This is a genomic window from Maribacter huludaoensis (genome assembly GCF_029350945.1).
GTDB classification, from domain to species: Bacteria; Bacteroidota; Bacteroidia; order Flavobacteriales; family Flavobacteriaceae; genus Maribacter; species Maribacter huludaoensis.
Map to the genome: position 1 here is coordinate 816,032 of NZ_JARKMS010000002.1, position 15,491 is coordinate 831,522.

General features: G+C 35.4%; 10 protein-coding genes and 1 tRNA gene. 4 read left to right on the plus strand and 7 right to left on the minus strand.

Annotation, left to right across the window (positions count from 1 at the left end):
• Positions 1–108: 108 nt before the first annotated feature.
• The 5 genes from PXC01_RS08560 to PXC01_RS08580 all read right to left on the minus strand — a co-directional run bounded on the left by PXC01_RS08560 (position 109) and on the right by PXC01_RS08580 (position 8,433).
• Positions 109–1,599 (minus strand): sulfatase, encoded by a 1,491-nt coding sequence (locus tag PXC01_RS08560; protein WP_276471867.1) that lies wholly within the window; start codon positions 1,597–1,599, stop codon positions 109–111.
• Positions 1,596–4,385, minus strand: coding sequence for an alpha-L-rhamnosidase (locus tag PXC01_RS08565; protein WP_276471868.1), 2,790 nt, complete (start codon positions 4,383–4,385; stop codon positions 1,596–1,598). The genes PXC01_RS08560 and PXC01_RS08565 overlap by 4 nt, the downstream gene beginning before the upstream one ends.
• Before the next feature lie 20 nt (positions 4,386–4,405).
• Entirely contained in the window at positions 4,406–6,328 is a 1,923-nt protein-coding gene (locus PXC01_RS08570; RefSeq protein ID WP_276471869.1) for an ulvan lysase-like protein, read from the minus strand.
• A 324-nt stretch (positions 6,329–6,652) separates the two neighbouring features.
• Positions 6,653–8,005: a TrkH family potassium uptake protein gene (locus PXC01_RS08575; protein WP_276471870.1), complete on the minus strand. Its 1,353-nt coding sequence runs from the start codon at positions 8,003–8,005 to the stop codon at positions 6,653–6,655.
• Between the two features lie 354 nt (positions 8,006–8,359).
• Positions 8,360–8,433, minus strand: a tRNA-Arg gene (locus tag PXC01_RS08580).
• A 76-nt stretch (positions 8,434–8,509) separates the two neighbouring features.
• Here PXC01_RS08580 and PXC01_RS08585 point away from each other — a divergent pair.
• Positions 8,510–9,022 carry an adenine phosphoribosyltransferase gene (locus PXC01_RS08585; protein WP_276471871.1) on the plus strand — a complete coding sequence of 171 codons (513 nt, stop codon included), beginning with the start codon at positions 8,510–8,512 and terminating at the stop codon, positions 9,020–9,022.
• Here the strand turns inward: PXC01_RS08585 and PXC01_RS08590 are convergent.
• Positions 9,019–9,171, minus strand: coding sequence for an SsrA-binding protein (locus tag PXC01_RS08590; RefSeq protein ID WP_276471872.1), 153 nt, complete (start codon positions 9,169–9,171; stop codon positions 9,019–9,021). The two genes, PXC01_RS08585 and PXC01_RS08590, sit on opposite strands and share 4 nt — an antisense overlap.
• Before the next feature lie 580 nt (positions 9,172–9,751).
• On the opposite strand from PXC01_RS08590, the gene PXC01_RS08595 reads away from it, so the two are divergent.
• Positions 9,752–10,690 (plus strand): calcium/sodium antiporter, encoded by a 939-nt coding sequence (locus tag PXC01_RS08595; RefSeq protein ID WP_276471873.1) that lies wholly within the window; start codon positions 9,752–9,754, stop codon positions 10,688–10,690.
• 84 nt (positions 10,691–10,774) lie between these two features.
• On the opposite strand, the gene PXC01_RS08600 is transcribed toward PXC01_RS08595, so the two are convergent.
• Positions 10,775–11,797, minus strand: coding sequence for a glutamine synthetase beta-grasp domain-containing protein (locus tag PXC01_RS08600; protein ID WP_276471874.1), 1,023 nt, complete (start codon positions 11,795–11,797; stop codon positions 10,775–10,777).
• A 186-nt stretch (positions 11,798–11,983) separates the two neighbouring features.
• On the opposite strand from PXC01_RS08600, the gene PXC01_RS08605 reads away from it, so the two are divergent.
• Entirely contained in the window at positions 11,984–14,170 is a 2,187-nt protein-coding gene (locus PXC01_RS08605) for a glutamine synthetase III family protein (RefSeq protein WP_276471875.1), read from the plus strand.
• 91 nt (positions 14,171–14,261) lie between these two features.
• Positions 14,262–15,440 carry an AIR synthase related protein gene (locus PXC01_RS08610; RefSeq protein ID WP_276471876.1) on the plus strand — a complete coding sequence of 393 codons (1,179 nt, stop codon included), beginning with the start codon at positions 14,262–14,264 and terminating at the stop codon, positions 15,438–15,440.
• Positions 15,441–15,491 lie beyond the last annotated feature (51 nt).

A 15,491-nucleotide genomic window follows, 5' to 3' on the forward strand; every position in this document is an offset into this window, starting at 1 on the left:
AATCAAAATGTGGCCACTATAAAAAAATACCCCTCTTAATAATTATAAGGGGGGTGTAAACAACTTTTAATTAACTATTTTCAATCTGCAGTAACTATTTTGGCATCTTTAGGATTTAGAGTTACTAGTACGTTCTTTTTGTTCTACGTAATAAGGTTGAAAAGTATAAGAAGATTTTTTATCCCAATTTGAATTCCGTTGAGGTAATTTATCTTTCATTCTTTCAATTTGAGATTTGTACTTTAAATTTTTTGCTTGGTTTGTCCATTCATTAGGGTCTGTACTATGGTCATAAAACTCTTCGGTGCCATCTTCATATCTAATATATCTATATCCGTTTGTTTTAATGGTATGGTTGTTCATCCCAAAAGTAGTAATGGCGTGTGCATCGTCTAACCCTTCATTATTTTTCATCATATTCACTAAACTAATCCCTTCGTTTTTTGAATATTTAGGTAGTCCACTTAATTCTAAAAGTGTAGGGTAAATGGACAACATTTCAACTGGAGCATCAATTTTCTTTCCTTTAGGTAAATTTGGTGCCGAAAATATTAATGGCGCTTTAGTAGCAGTTTCCCATAATGCGTGTTTTGCAAAAGTTCCTTTTTCTCCTAAGCGGTACCCGTGATCAGACCATAATACAATAATTGTGTTATCACCGTATTCACTATGCTCTAAGGCTTCTAGAACACGACCTAATTCATAATCAACATAACTGATACACGCTAAATATGCCTGTACTATTTTCTTCCACTCTCCGTTTTCTTTTGCCCAATTTGTAGTAGGCATCATAGGTAAATCGTTTATTTGAAGCCCTACAGGTGGTATGTCATCTAGATCGTTTGCCTTGTATGGAGGTGTTTTAATATCGTCTAAAGGATATAGATCAAACCATTTTTGTGGTACGTATAAGGGTACATGTACCCTTAAAAACCCTAGACCCATAAAAAATGGTTTCTCATATTTCTTATGTAACCGATCAATAACCCAATCAACGGATTTGTGGTCTGGCATTAGTGTGTCATTCTCAGGAAAGGCGCCCCAATCTGTGCTAGTTCTACCATATTTTTTTCTGTCTGCCGCACCAAATCCATCCCAAACAAATCTTTTTTCTGGATAGGGCCCAAAGCCTTTTACACGACCTCCAGATTCATTAAAAGTACTGTCTGGAGCATGTATGTGAAATAACTTACCAATCCCCATGGTGTGGTACCCGTGGTTTTCAAAGTACTCTTGTAGAAATGTAATATCTTTTGTGGTAGGATTTCCTTCTCGTCGAATTTCATTATCCGGAGTCATCCCGTAAATTCCTGTGGTAGAAGGTCTTAATCCTGTCATTAATGATGCTCTTGATGGGCCGCATAATGGTGCTTGACAATGCGCATCTGTGAAGGAAACTCCCATGGCTGCAAGCCTATCTATATTTGGTGTTTTTGCAGGGCCGTCAAAACTACCTATCATCGTATTTAGATCGTCTACGGCTATAAAAAGAATATTTGGCTGCTTTTCTTCTAAAGTATCTGTACGATTTTTTTTCTCGTGACAAGAAGGTAGTAGCATTGTACCCAATATCAAAAAAACATAGTTATAAATTTTCATTTATCTAGTTTGTAAGGTGCCGTAAATTTATAAGTGCCCGGTTGAACTTCAATTTCAACATAATTATCAGTGGTGCTCAATAACTTAATTTTTTTAATTTCTTTTAGTGGTTGATTATTGATCAAAATATCATTATTTCCGGATTTTGGTACCGTAATATTTGCCGTTGTGTTTGGCGGTATTTGAGTTTCCATTTTAAGTTGATTATTGGAAATTTCCCAAGAATTTGATACCGTGCCAAATGGAGTTTGCAAAGTTGCCGAGGCATTGGTTAAGTAATCTGAGTTGGGTAAAGGGGCAATTTTTATGACTTTGTAACCAGCCTTTAAGGGTGATATACCTGCAATTCTTTCATACATCCACTCACCGATAGCACCATAGGCGTAATGATTTAAACTGTTCATGTTCTGTGGATTGAATCCTTCTTCTTTGCTATAACTGTTCCAACGTTCCCAAATAGTTGTAGCACCTTGATTAATAGAGTAGAACCATGACGGGTACGTTTCGTTAAAAAGTAATTTGTACATCATATCTATCTCGCCGGTTTCATCTAAAACTTTTGATAATAGTGGGGTTCCTAGAAATCCTGTGCGTAAATGATCATCAGCTTTAGAGATTTCTTCCATTAAATACTTTTTGGCATTTACTATTTTGTCTTCGGATAGCAAATCAAAAGCCAAGGCCAACAAATAAGATGTTTGTGTAGATGATACTCCCTTAACTTTGCCGCTTTCGTCAAAAAAAGTGTTTTCAAATGATTTGGCTACTGTTTTATATATCTCTTCATATTTTTTTTGTTCTTCTATTCTCCCTAATACGGCAGCACTTTTAGAAGCAAGTTTTGCCGAATGGGCATAAAAAGCAGTGCCAATAAGATTAAGTGAAGTGTCTCCTCTATTGTCACCGTTTTCTGGATAGGGCTGTAGCCAGTCTGAAAAAGACATCATATTGGAAATATTGTCTTTTGATTTCAGTTTATGATATTTTAACCATTCTTCCATCATTTCAAAATTATCTTCCAATATGCTCTTGTCACCTGTACGCATATAAATTTTCCAAGGAATAATGGTACAAACATCACCCCAACCGGAACTACCAATTTTGTTGCCACGTGCATCTGGCACTGTCCAAGGGATACCTCCATTTTCAAACTGAGCTTCTTGAACACTTTGTAACCAGCTTGCCCAAAATTTATAGACATCGGCATTGAACATAGATGTTGGTCCAAAAACTTGGGCATCACCTGTCCACCCTAAACGTTCATCACGTTGAGGACAATCTGTAGGAATATCAAAGAAATTACCTCTTAACCCCCAGACAATATTATTTTGTAGTTGGTTTAATTTGTCACTAGATGATGTAAACGTACCATTGTCGTCAAAATCTGAATATTGTACAATACCTTTTACCCAATCTTTGTTAGGTTGTTTAGATGTATCAAATCCACTTAATTCAATATATCTGAAACCATGAAAAGTAAATTTGGGCATATACTCAATTTCACCATCTTTGGCAGCAATGTAATAATCTGTTGATTTTGCCGAACGATAATTTTTTGTATAAAAATTGCCCTCTGGTGATAACATTTCAGCAAACCTAATTTTTAGTGTATCACCCTTTTTCATAGGCACATTTACATGCGGTACGCCAACCATATTCTGCTTTAAATCAAAAATTACGGTATCATCTCTTTTTGTCATTTCTTTTGGGTTCAGCGCTATTTTTGCTTTTACCGTTGTGTGTCTTTTTGGTTCTAAAGCAATGTGGTGGTCAAGGTTCATGGTTTCTACACTGTGCCATTTATCATCAGCAAATTCATTGGTAGTCCAATTGGGCATTTCCAAATTGGCATTGTAAATTTCACCATCATATATTTCAGAAAATTGAATTGGTCCGTTGGTTGTTCCTTTCCAACTATCATCTGAAATAATGATTTTTTTAGAACCATCTTCCATATTGATTTCTAATTGACATAGAATTTTAGGTGAAATAGAATTGTCCCATGGTGTTTTTCCCCACAGTAACCTACCGGAATACCAACCGGATGCCAGCTCCACGCCAATAGTATTTTGATCAGTTTTTATTAAGTTGGTAACATCATAGGTTAATGTTTCAATTCTTTTATCATATGTAGTAAACCCTGGAGACATTACATCAGTACTTACATTTTTACCATTTACAGAAACATCAAAAACCCCCTTGGCGGTGATATACAACCTAGCGGATGAAATTGTATTTGTCAGCTTAAATTGTTTTCTCAGATATTGCGGTTTATGAATAAGTACGTTGTCACGACCACGTATGCTATCTTTTGCAGTGTTTAGTCCTATCCACTTTGCTTGCCAATCACTATTGTTAAGTAATCCTAATTCAAGATTTTGAATTTCACTCCAGTCAGAATCTTGGTCCGCTTGATTCCAGTATTTTATTTGCCAATATGCTTTTTGACGTGAATTTAGTGGGGCTCCTTGGTATTTTACCCAATTAGATTGGTCCGTTAGTTGTTTTTTTGAATCCCACAAATCTGCTTGGTCCGGTAATAAGTCTGGTCTACTGGCAACTACAATTCTATAGGCAGATTGTGCAGTAATAGCCTCATCAACTGGTAGTTTCCAAGAAAAAGTAGGTTCGTTATCATAAAAACCTAAAGGGTTTTTAAAACCTTCAGAAATTATTAAGTTCTGTGCGGCCGTTAAGTTATGCTTTTCATTACATGCCGTATGGCAGATTACCACCACACAAATGAATGCTTGAACAATATGTTTAGATATCAAGTTATAATGCATTTTATTTAAAATTATATAGATTAAGATACTTGAATTGTTATTTCCAATTCATTAGTATTAACCTTGAATACCGCCATGATAGGAATTGCTTCTGCTCCAGGAACCATATTGAAAATACGATTTTTAGGAGTTTCTTTTATTACAAGTGCTGCGCTGGAAGTTATACTTACCACGCCTTCTGGTTTATTCACTATGATTTCATTAGAGCTAACTTGTGTAATCACTTCATTAGATGGAGAAATTATAGGTAAAACAAATGTTGTCTTATTGGTAATTTTTTTATCTGTTTTTGCGATAACCCGTACGTTGTTTTCTGAAACGTGATAGCTTAAATTAAAATCAGAGGCTGTTTCTTGAACAACATCATTATTATGGTCCTTTAAGGTGCATTGAGCATCTACGCTTATTTTTCCGTTGGTATCTTTGGAAGTAATAATTGCTGTACGGTCAAATATATTAGAATACCATTTGCCATTGAGCCTTGTTTCTACTCTAGGTGTAAATGGAAAATCTTCTCCTGGGTTGGGTTGTTGATTTAATGATTCTACCAATTTGTATTCTGCCATACTTGCAGCTAATAAAAGACCAACTTTATTATGGTATAATAGGGACATTGCCCCACCTGTGGCTTGGCGGTAATGACCGTCTTTATAAATTGCATCATATGCAGTAATGGTTCCCCTCCAATCTCCACGGGCAAATAGGGTAGTATCAATTTCTTTATAGTGTTTTATGCCGTTGGCGATACTTCTAGGTAACGGGGTAGAGGTACTTATTTTTGGTAGGTTATCCCAGTTATCCAATAGATGTGCCAATGGCTTACTATGGGCAAAAGTATGATGTATACAAGGTTTTATGCCATGTGAAACATAGTGCAACCCGCCATGTAGCAATCCGTTATTGGTACACCTTTTTAATAGTTTTGTGTATTTTACCGCTGCCGTACCCAATGCCGGATTTCTATCTGCCATTAAGACCAAAGCAGGTTGGCTACCATCACAAGTTCTGCTTCCCCAATACGTCCATTTAAACATACGGGTGCCCCATCCATTGTCCCAACCACCGTCAGGTAGCATAAATTCTAAATGTGTGCTTAACGATTTATCCAGTAGTTCAAGTAACTCTTTATCATTTTCATGTACGGCATATAGAACAATATTATTTAAGGACTCCTCTACATTATACCCTAAATCAATACCAGGTAATTTTTTAGCACTTAGTTTGTGAGCACTTGGTTTAATTTCTCCGTAAAGAAAGTGATTAGGATTGGTAAAATATGGTTTTATTGCATGCGCAAGTTCTTTGCTGCGGGTAATGTATTCCTGTTTATTGAGCATCTTACCAATAAGGTTCAATGCATATATGGTGGTTGCCCCGTAGTTAACATTGGTGACATCCATTGAAGGAAACTTTTTGTATACAAAATCTGCGGCTTTTGCTAATCTATCTGTCCATTGTTGACGTCGGTCGCTATCAAGAAGATCACCGTGATAATGTAATGCTTCTGCAAGCGATATGGCTCCAAAAACCGTGATTCCGTTCCATGATTTTGGATTTAGATCATTAGACCACGCTCCACTAGGTAATGTAACATTTTTTGCCCACTCCATTACTGCAATACCTGATTCTAGATATTTTTTATCACCTGTATATTTTGCCATTGCAAGTAGAGGGTAAACGGCATCCATCATTCTACCATGTACTTTATTACAAGCAGGGCATATAAACATACCATGTGTTTTGGGATCACTAGGATTCATGACCTGCGTTTGTATAAGGCCATTGCACCAATCTCTCAGTAAATTGAATGTAAGTGTTCTAAATTCTGTTGAATGTGGTTGCGGGGACGAATTCTCTTTGCATGAATTTAAAAAGGTTGTAAATGGTAATGTTAAACCTACACCGCCCATGGCAGATAGTTGAATGAATTTTTTTCTTTTCATGCTATTAAATTTGACTCCATTAAGAAGAAACGGAAAAAGCCATCGGTCTTTTCACAAGTATAACCGAGTTTTAGAGAAAAGGCATCCTGTACTGTACTGAGACAAATGTTTAAAGATTTTTTAAAACTATATAATCTATTTTTATATGATCATCTGTAAAAAAAAGATGTTCAAAGCCATATTACTTACATAGTAAAGTCATGGTTACTACTAAGACCAAAGTCAGAGGCTGATGCGAGGAGTATATGTTAGGCATATCTACCCAAAAGGATAAACCTTTTTTAATTAAACCATGAATGACATTTAAATCAATTGCTCATTCACTTAAACGGCAATGTCATCTTCTAAGGTTTTATTTTCGTTGTTGGCTACGGACCTAGACCAAATTGCAAGTCCAAAGGTAAGAACGCCCAATCTGCCTATAAACATCAATAGAATAATAGTGATTTTACCAACGGAGCTCAAGTCTCCTGTTATTCCCATACTGATACCTACGGTTCCTAGGGCAGAAGCAACTTCAAATAGTATTTTATCTAAACTAAATTCCTCTGAGAAGGTGAGAATAAATAATCCTAAAAAAATTAGCGAGGTATAAAAAATAAAAGAGGAGGTTGCAATATATAGACGTTCAAATGGGATTGTTCTACCCCAAAAAGTAATCTGATGACTACCCCTTAATCGACTTTTAATTATGGCAAATACGGCAGTAAGTGTAGTTATTTTTAATCCACCGGCGGTTCCTGAGGGTGATGCGCCTATGTACATCAAAAAAACGGTAGCTATTAATATAGGAGTGGAAAAATTTCCAAAATCCAAAGTATTGAAGCCAACCGTGGTCATAGCGGACATTGCTTGAAAAAAGGCTGCATATATTCTGGTTGATCCGTTTAAAGTAGTAATCGTAGACTCGTAAAAATAAAAGAATAGGAAAGCAATACTTAATAGAATTGATAAGCCTATTAGAATTATTTTGGTTGTAAAGCTAAGCTTATGTGTTTTGTTTTTGATTAAAAGAACAAAATCGGTCACCACAATAAACCCGAGTGAGCCACCAATGGCCAAGAAAGAAATTATAAAGTTTATGAAGCCATTGCCCATGTACTCTGTGAAACCTGAATTAAAAAGACTAAAACCTGCAGTGCAAAATGCACTTATGCTATGAAATATGGCATTCCAAAGAGCTTGGGGAGTTTCCATTCCATCTATTCTAAAGGCTATAAAAAATAAAATGGTTCCTATTAGCTCCATAATAGAAGTATAAATAATTACCGATTTTAAAAAGTCTTTTATTTTAATAGAAGTGGGTAAGGTAAATTCAGAGTTTAAAATGGCCTTATGCCATCTAGTTATTCTTTTAGTAGTTGATAGTAGCATGAATGTAGTAAAGGTGAGATAGCCAATACCACCTAATTGAAATAACAACATAATTATAAATTGACCTCCAAAATTGTAGCTGTCAAAAATACTGATAGTGACCAAACCTGTAGTGGATACTGCTGATGTTGCTATAAATAGATTATCTAGAAATGATGTTGAGGTTTTCTGAAAAATAGGTAAGGATAGTAAAAGAAAGCCTGCAACTATATAAGTCAAAAAACCATAAAATAAGTTCTGCTGTGGAGAGTGTCTTAGTTTAAATTTGAGGTATTTATTATTCCATTTCTTTAAGTATTCCATGTCATCTAAGCTAAATGTTAGGCAAGTTATAAAATTTTATTATCTGCCAATTAATAGATAGTTTATTTAAAATTTAGATCACCATATGGTATTTATGATGTTTTGATGGATTTGATATTTTAGGTTTTGTAATATGGTATTGAGTTCTGTATTGTTTTGGAGTATACTTTTTAATATGAAGTCTTTATTGTTTTAATTACAGCTAATGTACTTTAACTTGAATTGCCATTTTTATCATTTTCTGGAGTATAAAAAGAAAATGTTTGTAAAATGACCAAATTTATTTAGAAGGTGACACTTTAATTGAAAGCAAAAAACCCTGCAAATTTTAATTTGCAGGGTTTTTATTTTCAGTGACCTCGACAGGATTCAAACCTGTAACCTCTTGAGCCGTAATCAAGTGCGCTATTCAGTTGCGCCACGAGGCCTTTTTAATTTTTCCCTTAACGGGGTGCAAATATATTTCTTTTTACATTTACCACAAAATAAAGAACATAATATTAAATGGATTTTAAAAGCTTTATTAGAGATGTGCCAGATTTTCCTAAAGAAGGAATCATTTTTAAGGACATAACCTTATTACTTCAAAACCCTAAGGCACTTAATGAAACTGCAAATGCTTTATATGATTTGCTTGATGGCCAAAATATTAACAAAGTCGTTGCAATGGAAAGCAGGGGATTTGTTTTTGGTCCTTTGTTGGCTCAAAAGCTTGGTGCAGGATTTGTACCTGTGCGCAAACCAGGTAAGTTGCCATCTGCTACTTTAAGTGAGACTTATAATTTAGAATATGGTACAAATACTTTAGAAATTCATACGGACAGTATACAAAAAGGTGACAAGGTATTGGTGCATGATGATGTGCTGGCAACCGGTGGTACCGCTAAAGCTACTTGTAATTTAATAGAAAGGCTAGGCGGGGAAATTGTACAATGTAATTTTTTAATAGAACTTACCTTTTTAAAAGGCAGCTCTAAAATAAATGAGTACGCAATAAAATCTTTGGTCAAATATTAATCTAATGCTTTTTTGGTGATAAAATAGCGCCAGCCAATAAGAGCTAATTGTAGTTTGCTAGCTTTAGATAAATCTAACTGCTGTTTACTGAAAGAAGGTAAGATAGCTTTGTTCAGCTTCGCTATTAATTTGTAGAACTTCTTTTTCAATTTTACTTTTTTATAAAAATACACAAATAACTTAACGCGTGATCAAGTCGTTAAGTTCGCATATGTATTTGGACAAAAAAGTCTAATGATAGATTAAGGTTACGATTATACTCAATATTAAGACAACAAGCAGTTTTATAATAGATATCATGTGTTAAGGTTTTAGTGGTTCGTACTTTTGTTTGATTGTTTTTGAAAGATATCATTGTAGTCGTGTTCTGACAAATGAAATCTGTTAAAATAATGCATTTGACTGCTAATGTGTAAGTGTTTCAATGCTATGTGTTATAATTGATAATCCTTTGTCTATAAATTTGTTTGATTATGTAAGTTTGTATGGTGTTTTAGATAGTGGTATGTTATTAATGAAGGCTGTTTTTGAACATAATATGAAAACTGTAGACTAAAAAAATAAAGAAATAGAAGGAAAATTAGCATTCCGTTCTACTTTAAAAAAAATATTCACTTTTTTAAGGAATCTAGAATCAATGTATGGTTAGTGATAATTTATGATTGCATATGATATCAATTGTCATATGTTGTCACATATGTTCTGTATATATTTGCCAAAATTCATTTCATGCAAGATTTCTTATTTATTGTTGGAGGGTTAGTATTGCTCATAGCAGGTGGTAACTGGCTGTTAAAAGCTGCGGTCGATTTATCATTAAAACTTAAAATTCCCAAAATAGTTATAGGAATGACGGTGGTGTCCTTTGCTACATCTGCCCCGGAGTTAATTGTAAGTATCAATGCCGCTTTAGATGGTTTTCCTGATTTAGCTCTTGGTAATGTAGTTGGCTCAAATATCGCCAATCTAGGTCTGGTGTTGGCTATTACTATTTTGCTAAGTCCTATAGATGTTAGTAAGAGTTTTTACACTACAGATTGGCCTGTAATGATGATAGCTTCTTTATTGTTCTTCTTCTTTATTTATTTTGATGGAGAAATTCAGCAGTATGAAGGTATTGTTATGGTGGTGTTTCTGTTTTTGTTCTTAGTATATCTATTGCGTTTTCAAAAGCCAGCTGTAATAGATGAAGAGGATGAGCCAGATGTTATTTTGCCAACCTATAAGACCGCATTGTTTTTAGGATTGGGGGGCGGAGCGCTATGGGGTGGTTCTGAGTTGTTAATTAATGGGGCTGTTGGTTTGGCTACCTTATTTGGTGTTAGTGAGCGTGTAATAGCAATTACGATAGTTTCCGTAGGTACCAGTATTCCTGAACTGGCGGCATCTATAATTGCGGTAATAAAAAAGGAAAAAGCTATTTCATTGGGAAACCTTATAGGTTCTAATATTTTCAATATTCTTGCGGTATTAGGTATAACCTCTATTATTACCCCAATATCCGTAATGGACGAAGGTCTTTTAACAAATGATATTTTTTGGATGTTAGGCATATCTTTCCTTATTCTTCCGTTGGTCTTTATTCCAAAGGGATTGCGATTGGGTTGGAGGGATGGCCTAATCTTGGTAAGTGTTTATTTAGCCTTTATATATGTGACTATTGGATAGGCATGGTAATTTAAAATTTATAAATAAAAAACGCCTTGAATATATTTCAAGGCGTTTTAGTATAATCAACAATTAATTTGGTACTTAGATTTTTGCAGACTTAACTGTCTTGATAATTCTAGCTGCAATTTTGTATGGATCACCGTTAGAAGCTGGTCTTCTATCTTCTAGCCATCCTTTATATCCTTTTTCAACAGCAATCAATGGAATACGGATAGATGCACCTCTATCTGAGATACCCCATGAGAAATCATTAATTGAAGCTGTTTCATGTAAGCCTGTTAAACGTTGGTCGTTAAATTCACCATAAACAGCAATATGTTCTTTTACGTATGGTCTAAAAGACTCACAGATTGCAGCATAAACTTCTTTACTACCACTAGTTCTTAATGCAGTGTTAGAGAAGTTGGCGTGCATACCTGATCCATTCCAATCCATATCTTTTCCTAATGGCTTTGGGTGGTAATCTATGTAGTAACCATATTTTTCAGTTAATCTGTCAAGTAAATATCTAGCGATCCAGATTTCATCACCTGCTTTCTTAGCCCCTTTTGCAAACAATTGAAACTCCCATTGTCCAGAAGCAACTTCTTGGTTAATACCTTCAAAGTTTAGACCGGCGTCTATACATAGATCGGCGTGCTCTTCAACTAAACCTCTACCGTGTGTATTTTTACCACCAACAGAGCAGTAATACATACCTTGTGGAGCAGGGTAACCACCAATAGGGAAACCTAATGGTAATTGTGTTTTGGTATCCATAATGAAATATTCTTGCTCAAAACCGAACCAGAAATCTTCATCTTCGTCATCAATAGTAGATCTACCGTTAGAAACATGAGGTGTTCCATCGGCATTCATTACTTCGGTCATTACTAAATAACCATTAATTCTAGCAGGGTCTGGGTAAATTGCTACAGGTACTAACAAACAATCTGAAGACCCACCTTCGGCTTGTCTTGTAGAAGATCCGTCAAAAGACCAGTTGCCTAATTCTTCAAGAGTTCCTTTAAAATCTTCATGCTCTTCAACCTTGGTTTTGCTTCGCATGTTTTGAGTTGGAAAGTATCCATCTAACCAGATGTATTCTAATTTAATTTTGGCCATAATATGTTCGTTATTTTTTAATAAAAGACAAACAAAAATATGTTTTTTATCAATCTGTATGAATTTTTGAGGGTGTTAATGTGTAAAAATTAAATTTTTTGTTATCTACCCCTATTTTTTATCGGGTATTTTGTCATATTTATATTTATTGATCGTAATTTTGTCAAATTAACAATGTATTTATATATGAAGTCATCACGTTTTGCTGCTATTAATGCAAGTCAGAAAAGAAATAGTATTGCTGTTGAAGAGAAGGGAAGACGTTCCGATTTGTTCGGTATCAATGTGTTCAATGAAAAAAAAATGTTGCAATACTTAACGAAGGACGCTCTTGAAAGTTTAAAGGGTGCTATGGTGTCGGGATCTAAGATCGATCGTAAAATTGCAGATCAGGTAGCAGAGGCCATTAAAGGCTGGGCCATTACAATGGGCGCTACACACTATACACATTGGTTTCAGCCATTAACAGGGTCTACTGCGGAGAAACACGATGCATTTTTTGACCTTTTACCAGATGGTACTGCATTGGAAAAATTTGGTGGCGGACAATTAGTGCAGCAAGAACCGGATGCTTCTAGTTTTCCGAGCGGTGGAATTAGAAATACGTTTGAAGCTAGGGGATATACTGCATGGGATCCTTCTTCACCTGCTTTTATTTATGGCACTACTTTATGTATACCTACCATTTTTGTATCCTATACAGGTGAAGCCTTGGACAATAAAGCTCCATTGTTAAGAGCTTTGGGGGCTGTTGATGAGGCTGCTACCGCCGTTGCCAAGTATTTTGATAAAACGGTAAGTAAGGTCAATGCAACTTTAGGTTGGGAGCAAGAATATTTTTTGATAGACAAAGCTCTTGCCCATTCTAGACCGGATATTATGATGACTGGCCGTACCCTGGTGGGTGAGACTCCTGCAAAAGGCCAGCAACTTGATGATCATTATTTTGGCGTAATACCAAGTCGTGTTTTAAGTTTTATGAGCGATTTGGAGCAGGAATGTACCAGATTGGGAATTCCTGTCAAGACCAGGCATAATGAGGTAGCTCCCAATCAGTTTGAGCTGGCTCCTGTTTTTGAGGAGGCCAATCTTGCTATTGACCATAACTTGTTGTTAATGGATGTTATGGATAAGATTGCTGATAAGCATCATTTTAAAGTGCTTTTTCATGAAAAACCATTTGCAGGTATTAATGGTTCCGGTAAACATAACAATTGGTCTTTGGCCACAGATACGGGTGTAAACTTGTTGAGTCCGGGTTCTACGCCAATGAAAAACCTTCAGTTTTTAACCTTTTTTATTAATACGATCAAAGCCGTAGATACTTATGAGGAATTATTGCGATCCTCAATAGCATCTGCCGGTAATGATCATCGCTTGGGTGCAAATGAGGCTCCACCTGCTATTTTTTCAATTTTTGTCGGTTCGCAATTAAGTAATGTTCTAGATGAATTAGAAGGGGTTTCTAAAGGGAAATTATCTCCCGAAGAAAAAACGGAACTAAAACTGAACGTGGTAGGTAAAATTCCAGAGATTTTAATGGATAATACCGATCGTAACAGAACATCGCCTTTTGCCTTTACAGGAAATAAATTTGAAATGCGCGGTGTTGGTGCAAAAATGAACTGTGCCAAACCAATGACTGTTTTAAATACCATAGTAGCAAAGCAGTTAAGGGATTTTAAAAAAGAAGTGGATGTTTTGATCGATAAAAAAAATCTGAAAAAAGATGAGGCCGTTTTTAATGTACTTCGTGAATATATAAAAACATCAAAACGTATTAGGTTTGATGGTGATGGTTACAGTACTGATTGGGAAAATGAAGCTAAAAGAAGAAAACTAAGTAATAATAAAAATACGCCTGATGCTCTTGAGGTCTTGACATCAAAAGATAGTATAGCATTGTTTGAATCTATGGGCGTAATGAGTGCTGTTGAGGTAAATGCCCGCCATGAAGTCGATTTGGAAAATTATATCATGCATTTACAGATAGAGGGTAGGGTGTACAATGAACTGGTATACGGTTACATTGTGCCGGCAGCTTTGGAGTATCAAAATAATTTGATTAAAAATGTAGCCGGTTTAAAGGAAATATACGGTGCTGCACATAAAAAATTCTCTGAAGGGCAATTGACAATGATAGAAGATATAGCCGAGCATGTTGTAGGTATTAAAAAAATGGTAGATGCCATGGCCGATGCGCGTAAAAAAGCAAATGCCTTAAAGGATACCAAAAAGAAGGCCATTGCATATTGCCAAAATGTAAAGCCATATTTTCTGGAAATTAGAACACATAGCGATAAGCTAGAAAAATTAATGGACAACAAATTGTGGCCGTTGACAAAGTATAGAGAATTGTTATTTATAGAATAATCTTTTAATTAATTTTAAAAATAAGGGAATATTAAGCTGTTCAACGATTGCAGTTTTAATGATTCCCTTATTTTTGCGACAAATTTAAATTATGTCCACATCAAGCAGTGAAAGGTATCAGCAACGCGGCGTTTCAGCCTCTAAAGAGGATGTACACAACGCAATTAAAAATATTGACAAAGGTCTTTTTCCAAAGGCATTTTGTAAAATAGTTCCTGATTATTTGACCGGAGATAAAGATTATTGCTTGGTAATGCATGCTGATGGCGCCGGCACAAAATCTTCCTTGGCTTATATGTACTGGAAAGAAACAGGAGATATTTCTGTTTGGAAAGGTATTGCACAAGATGCTTTGATCATGAATATTGATGATTTGATCTGTGTTGGTGCTACAGATAATATTATGCTTTCTTCTACCATTGGAAGAAATAAAAATAAAATACCTGGCGAAGTGCTTTCTGCCATTATCAACGGTACGGAAGAATTGATCAATGACTTAGGTGAATTCGGTATTACTATTCACTCTACGGGTGGTGAGACCGCAGATGTTGGAGATTTGGTCAGAACTATAATAGTAGATTCTACGGTTACGGCAAGATTGAAAAGGAGTGATGTTATCGATAATGCCAATATTAAGGCCGGTGATGTTATCGTTGGCCTAGAATCATTTGGTCAGGCCAATTATGAAAAGGAATATAATGGGGGAATGGGAAGTAACGGATTAACCTCTGCCCGTCATGATGTCTTCTCTAACTATTTAGCCGAAAAATTTCCAGAAAGTTTTGATGCCGAAGTACCTGATGATCTTGTTTACTCCGGTAATGTGAAGCTTACAGATGCTGTCAAGAACTCACCTTTAGATGCAGGTAAATTGGTGTTGTCACCAACAAGAACTTATGCACCGATCGTCAAAAAAATTCTTTCTAAATATAGCTCAAATGAAATTCACGGAATGATTCATTGTAGTGGAGGGGCGCAGACCAAAATTCTTCATTTTATAGATGAGCTGCATGTAGTTAAGGATAATTTATTTGATGTGCCGCCATTATTTCAATTAATTCAAGAACAATCTGGTACAGATTGGAAAGAGATGTATAAGGTGTTCAACTGTGGGCACAGACTAGAGTTTTATCTTCCGGAAAACGTAGCTGATGATATTATTGAAATTTCTAAAAGTTTTGGGGTAAATGCCCAAATAATTGGAAGGGTAGAAGCTTCTGATTCAAAAAAACTTACAATTTCAAGCAAGTACGGCACCTTTGTGTATTAGTACATACGATTAACGTAAATAAATCGTTCTTTTTGTATAAACCTATCTTGC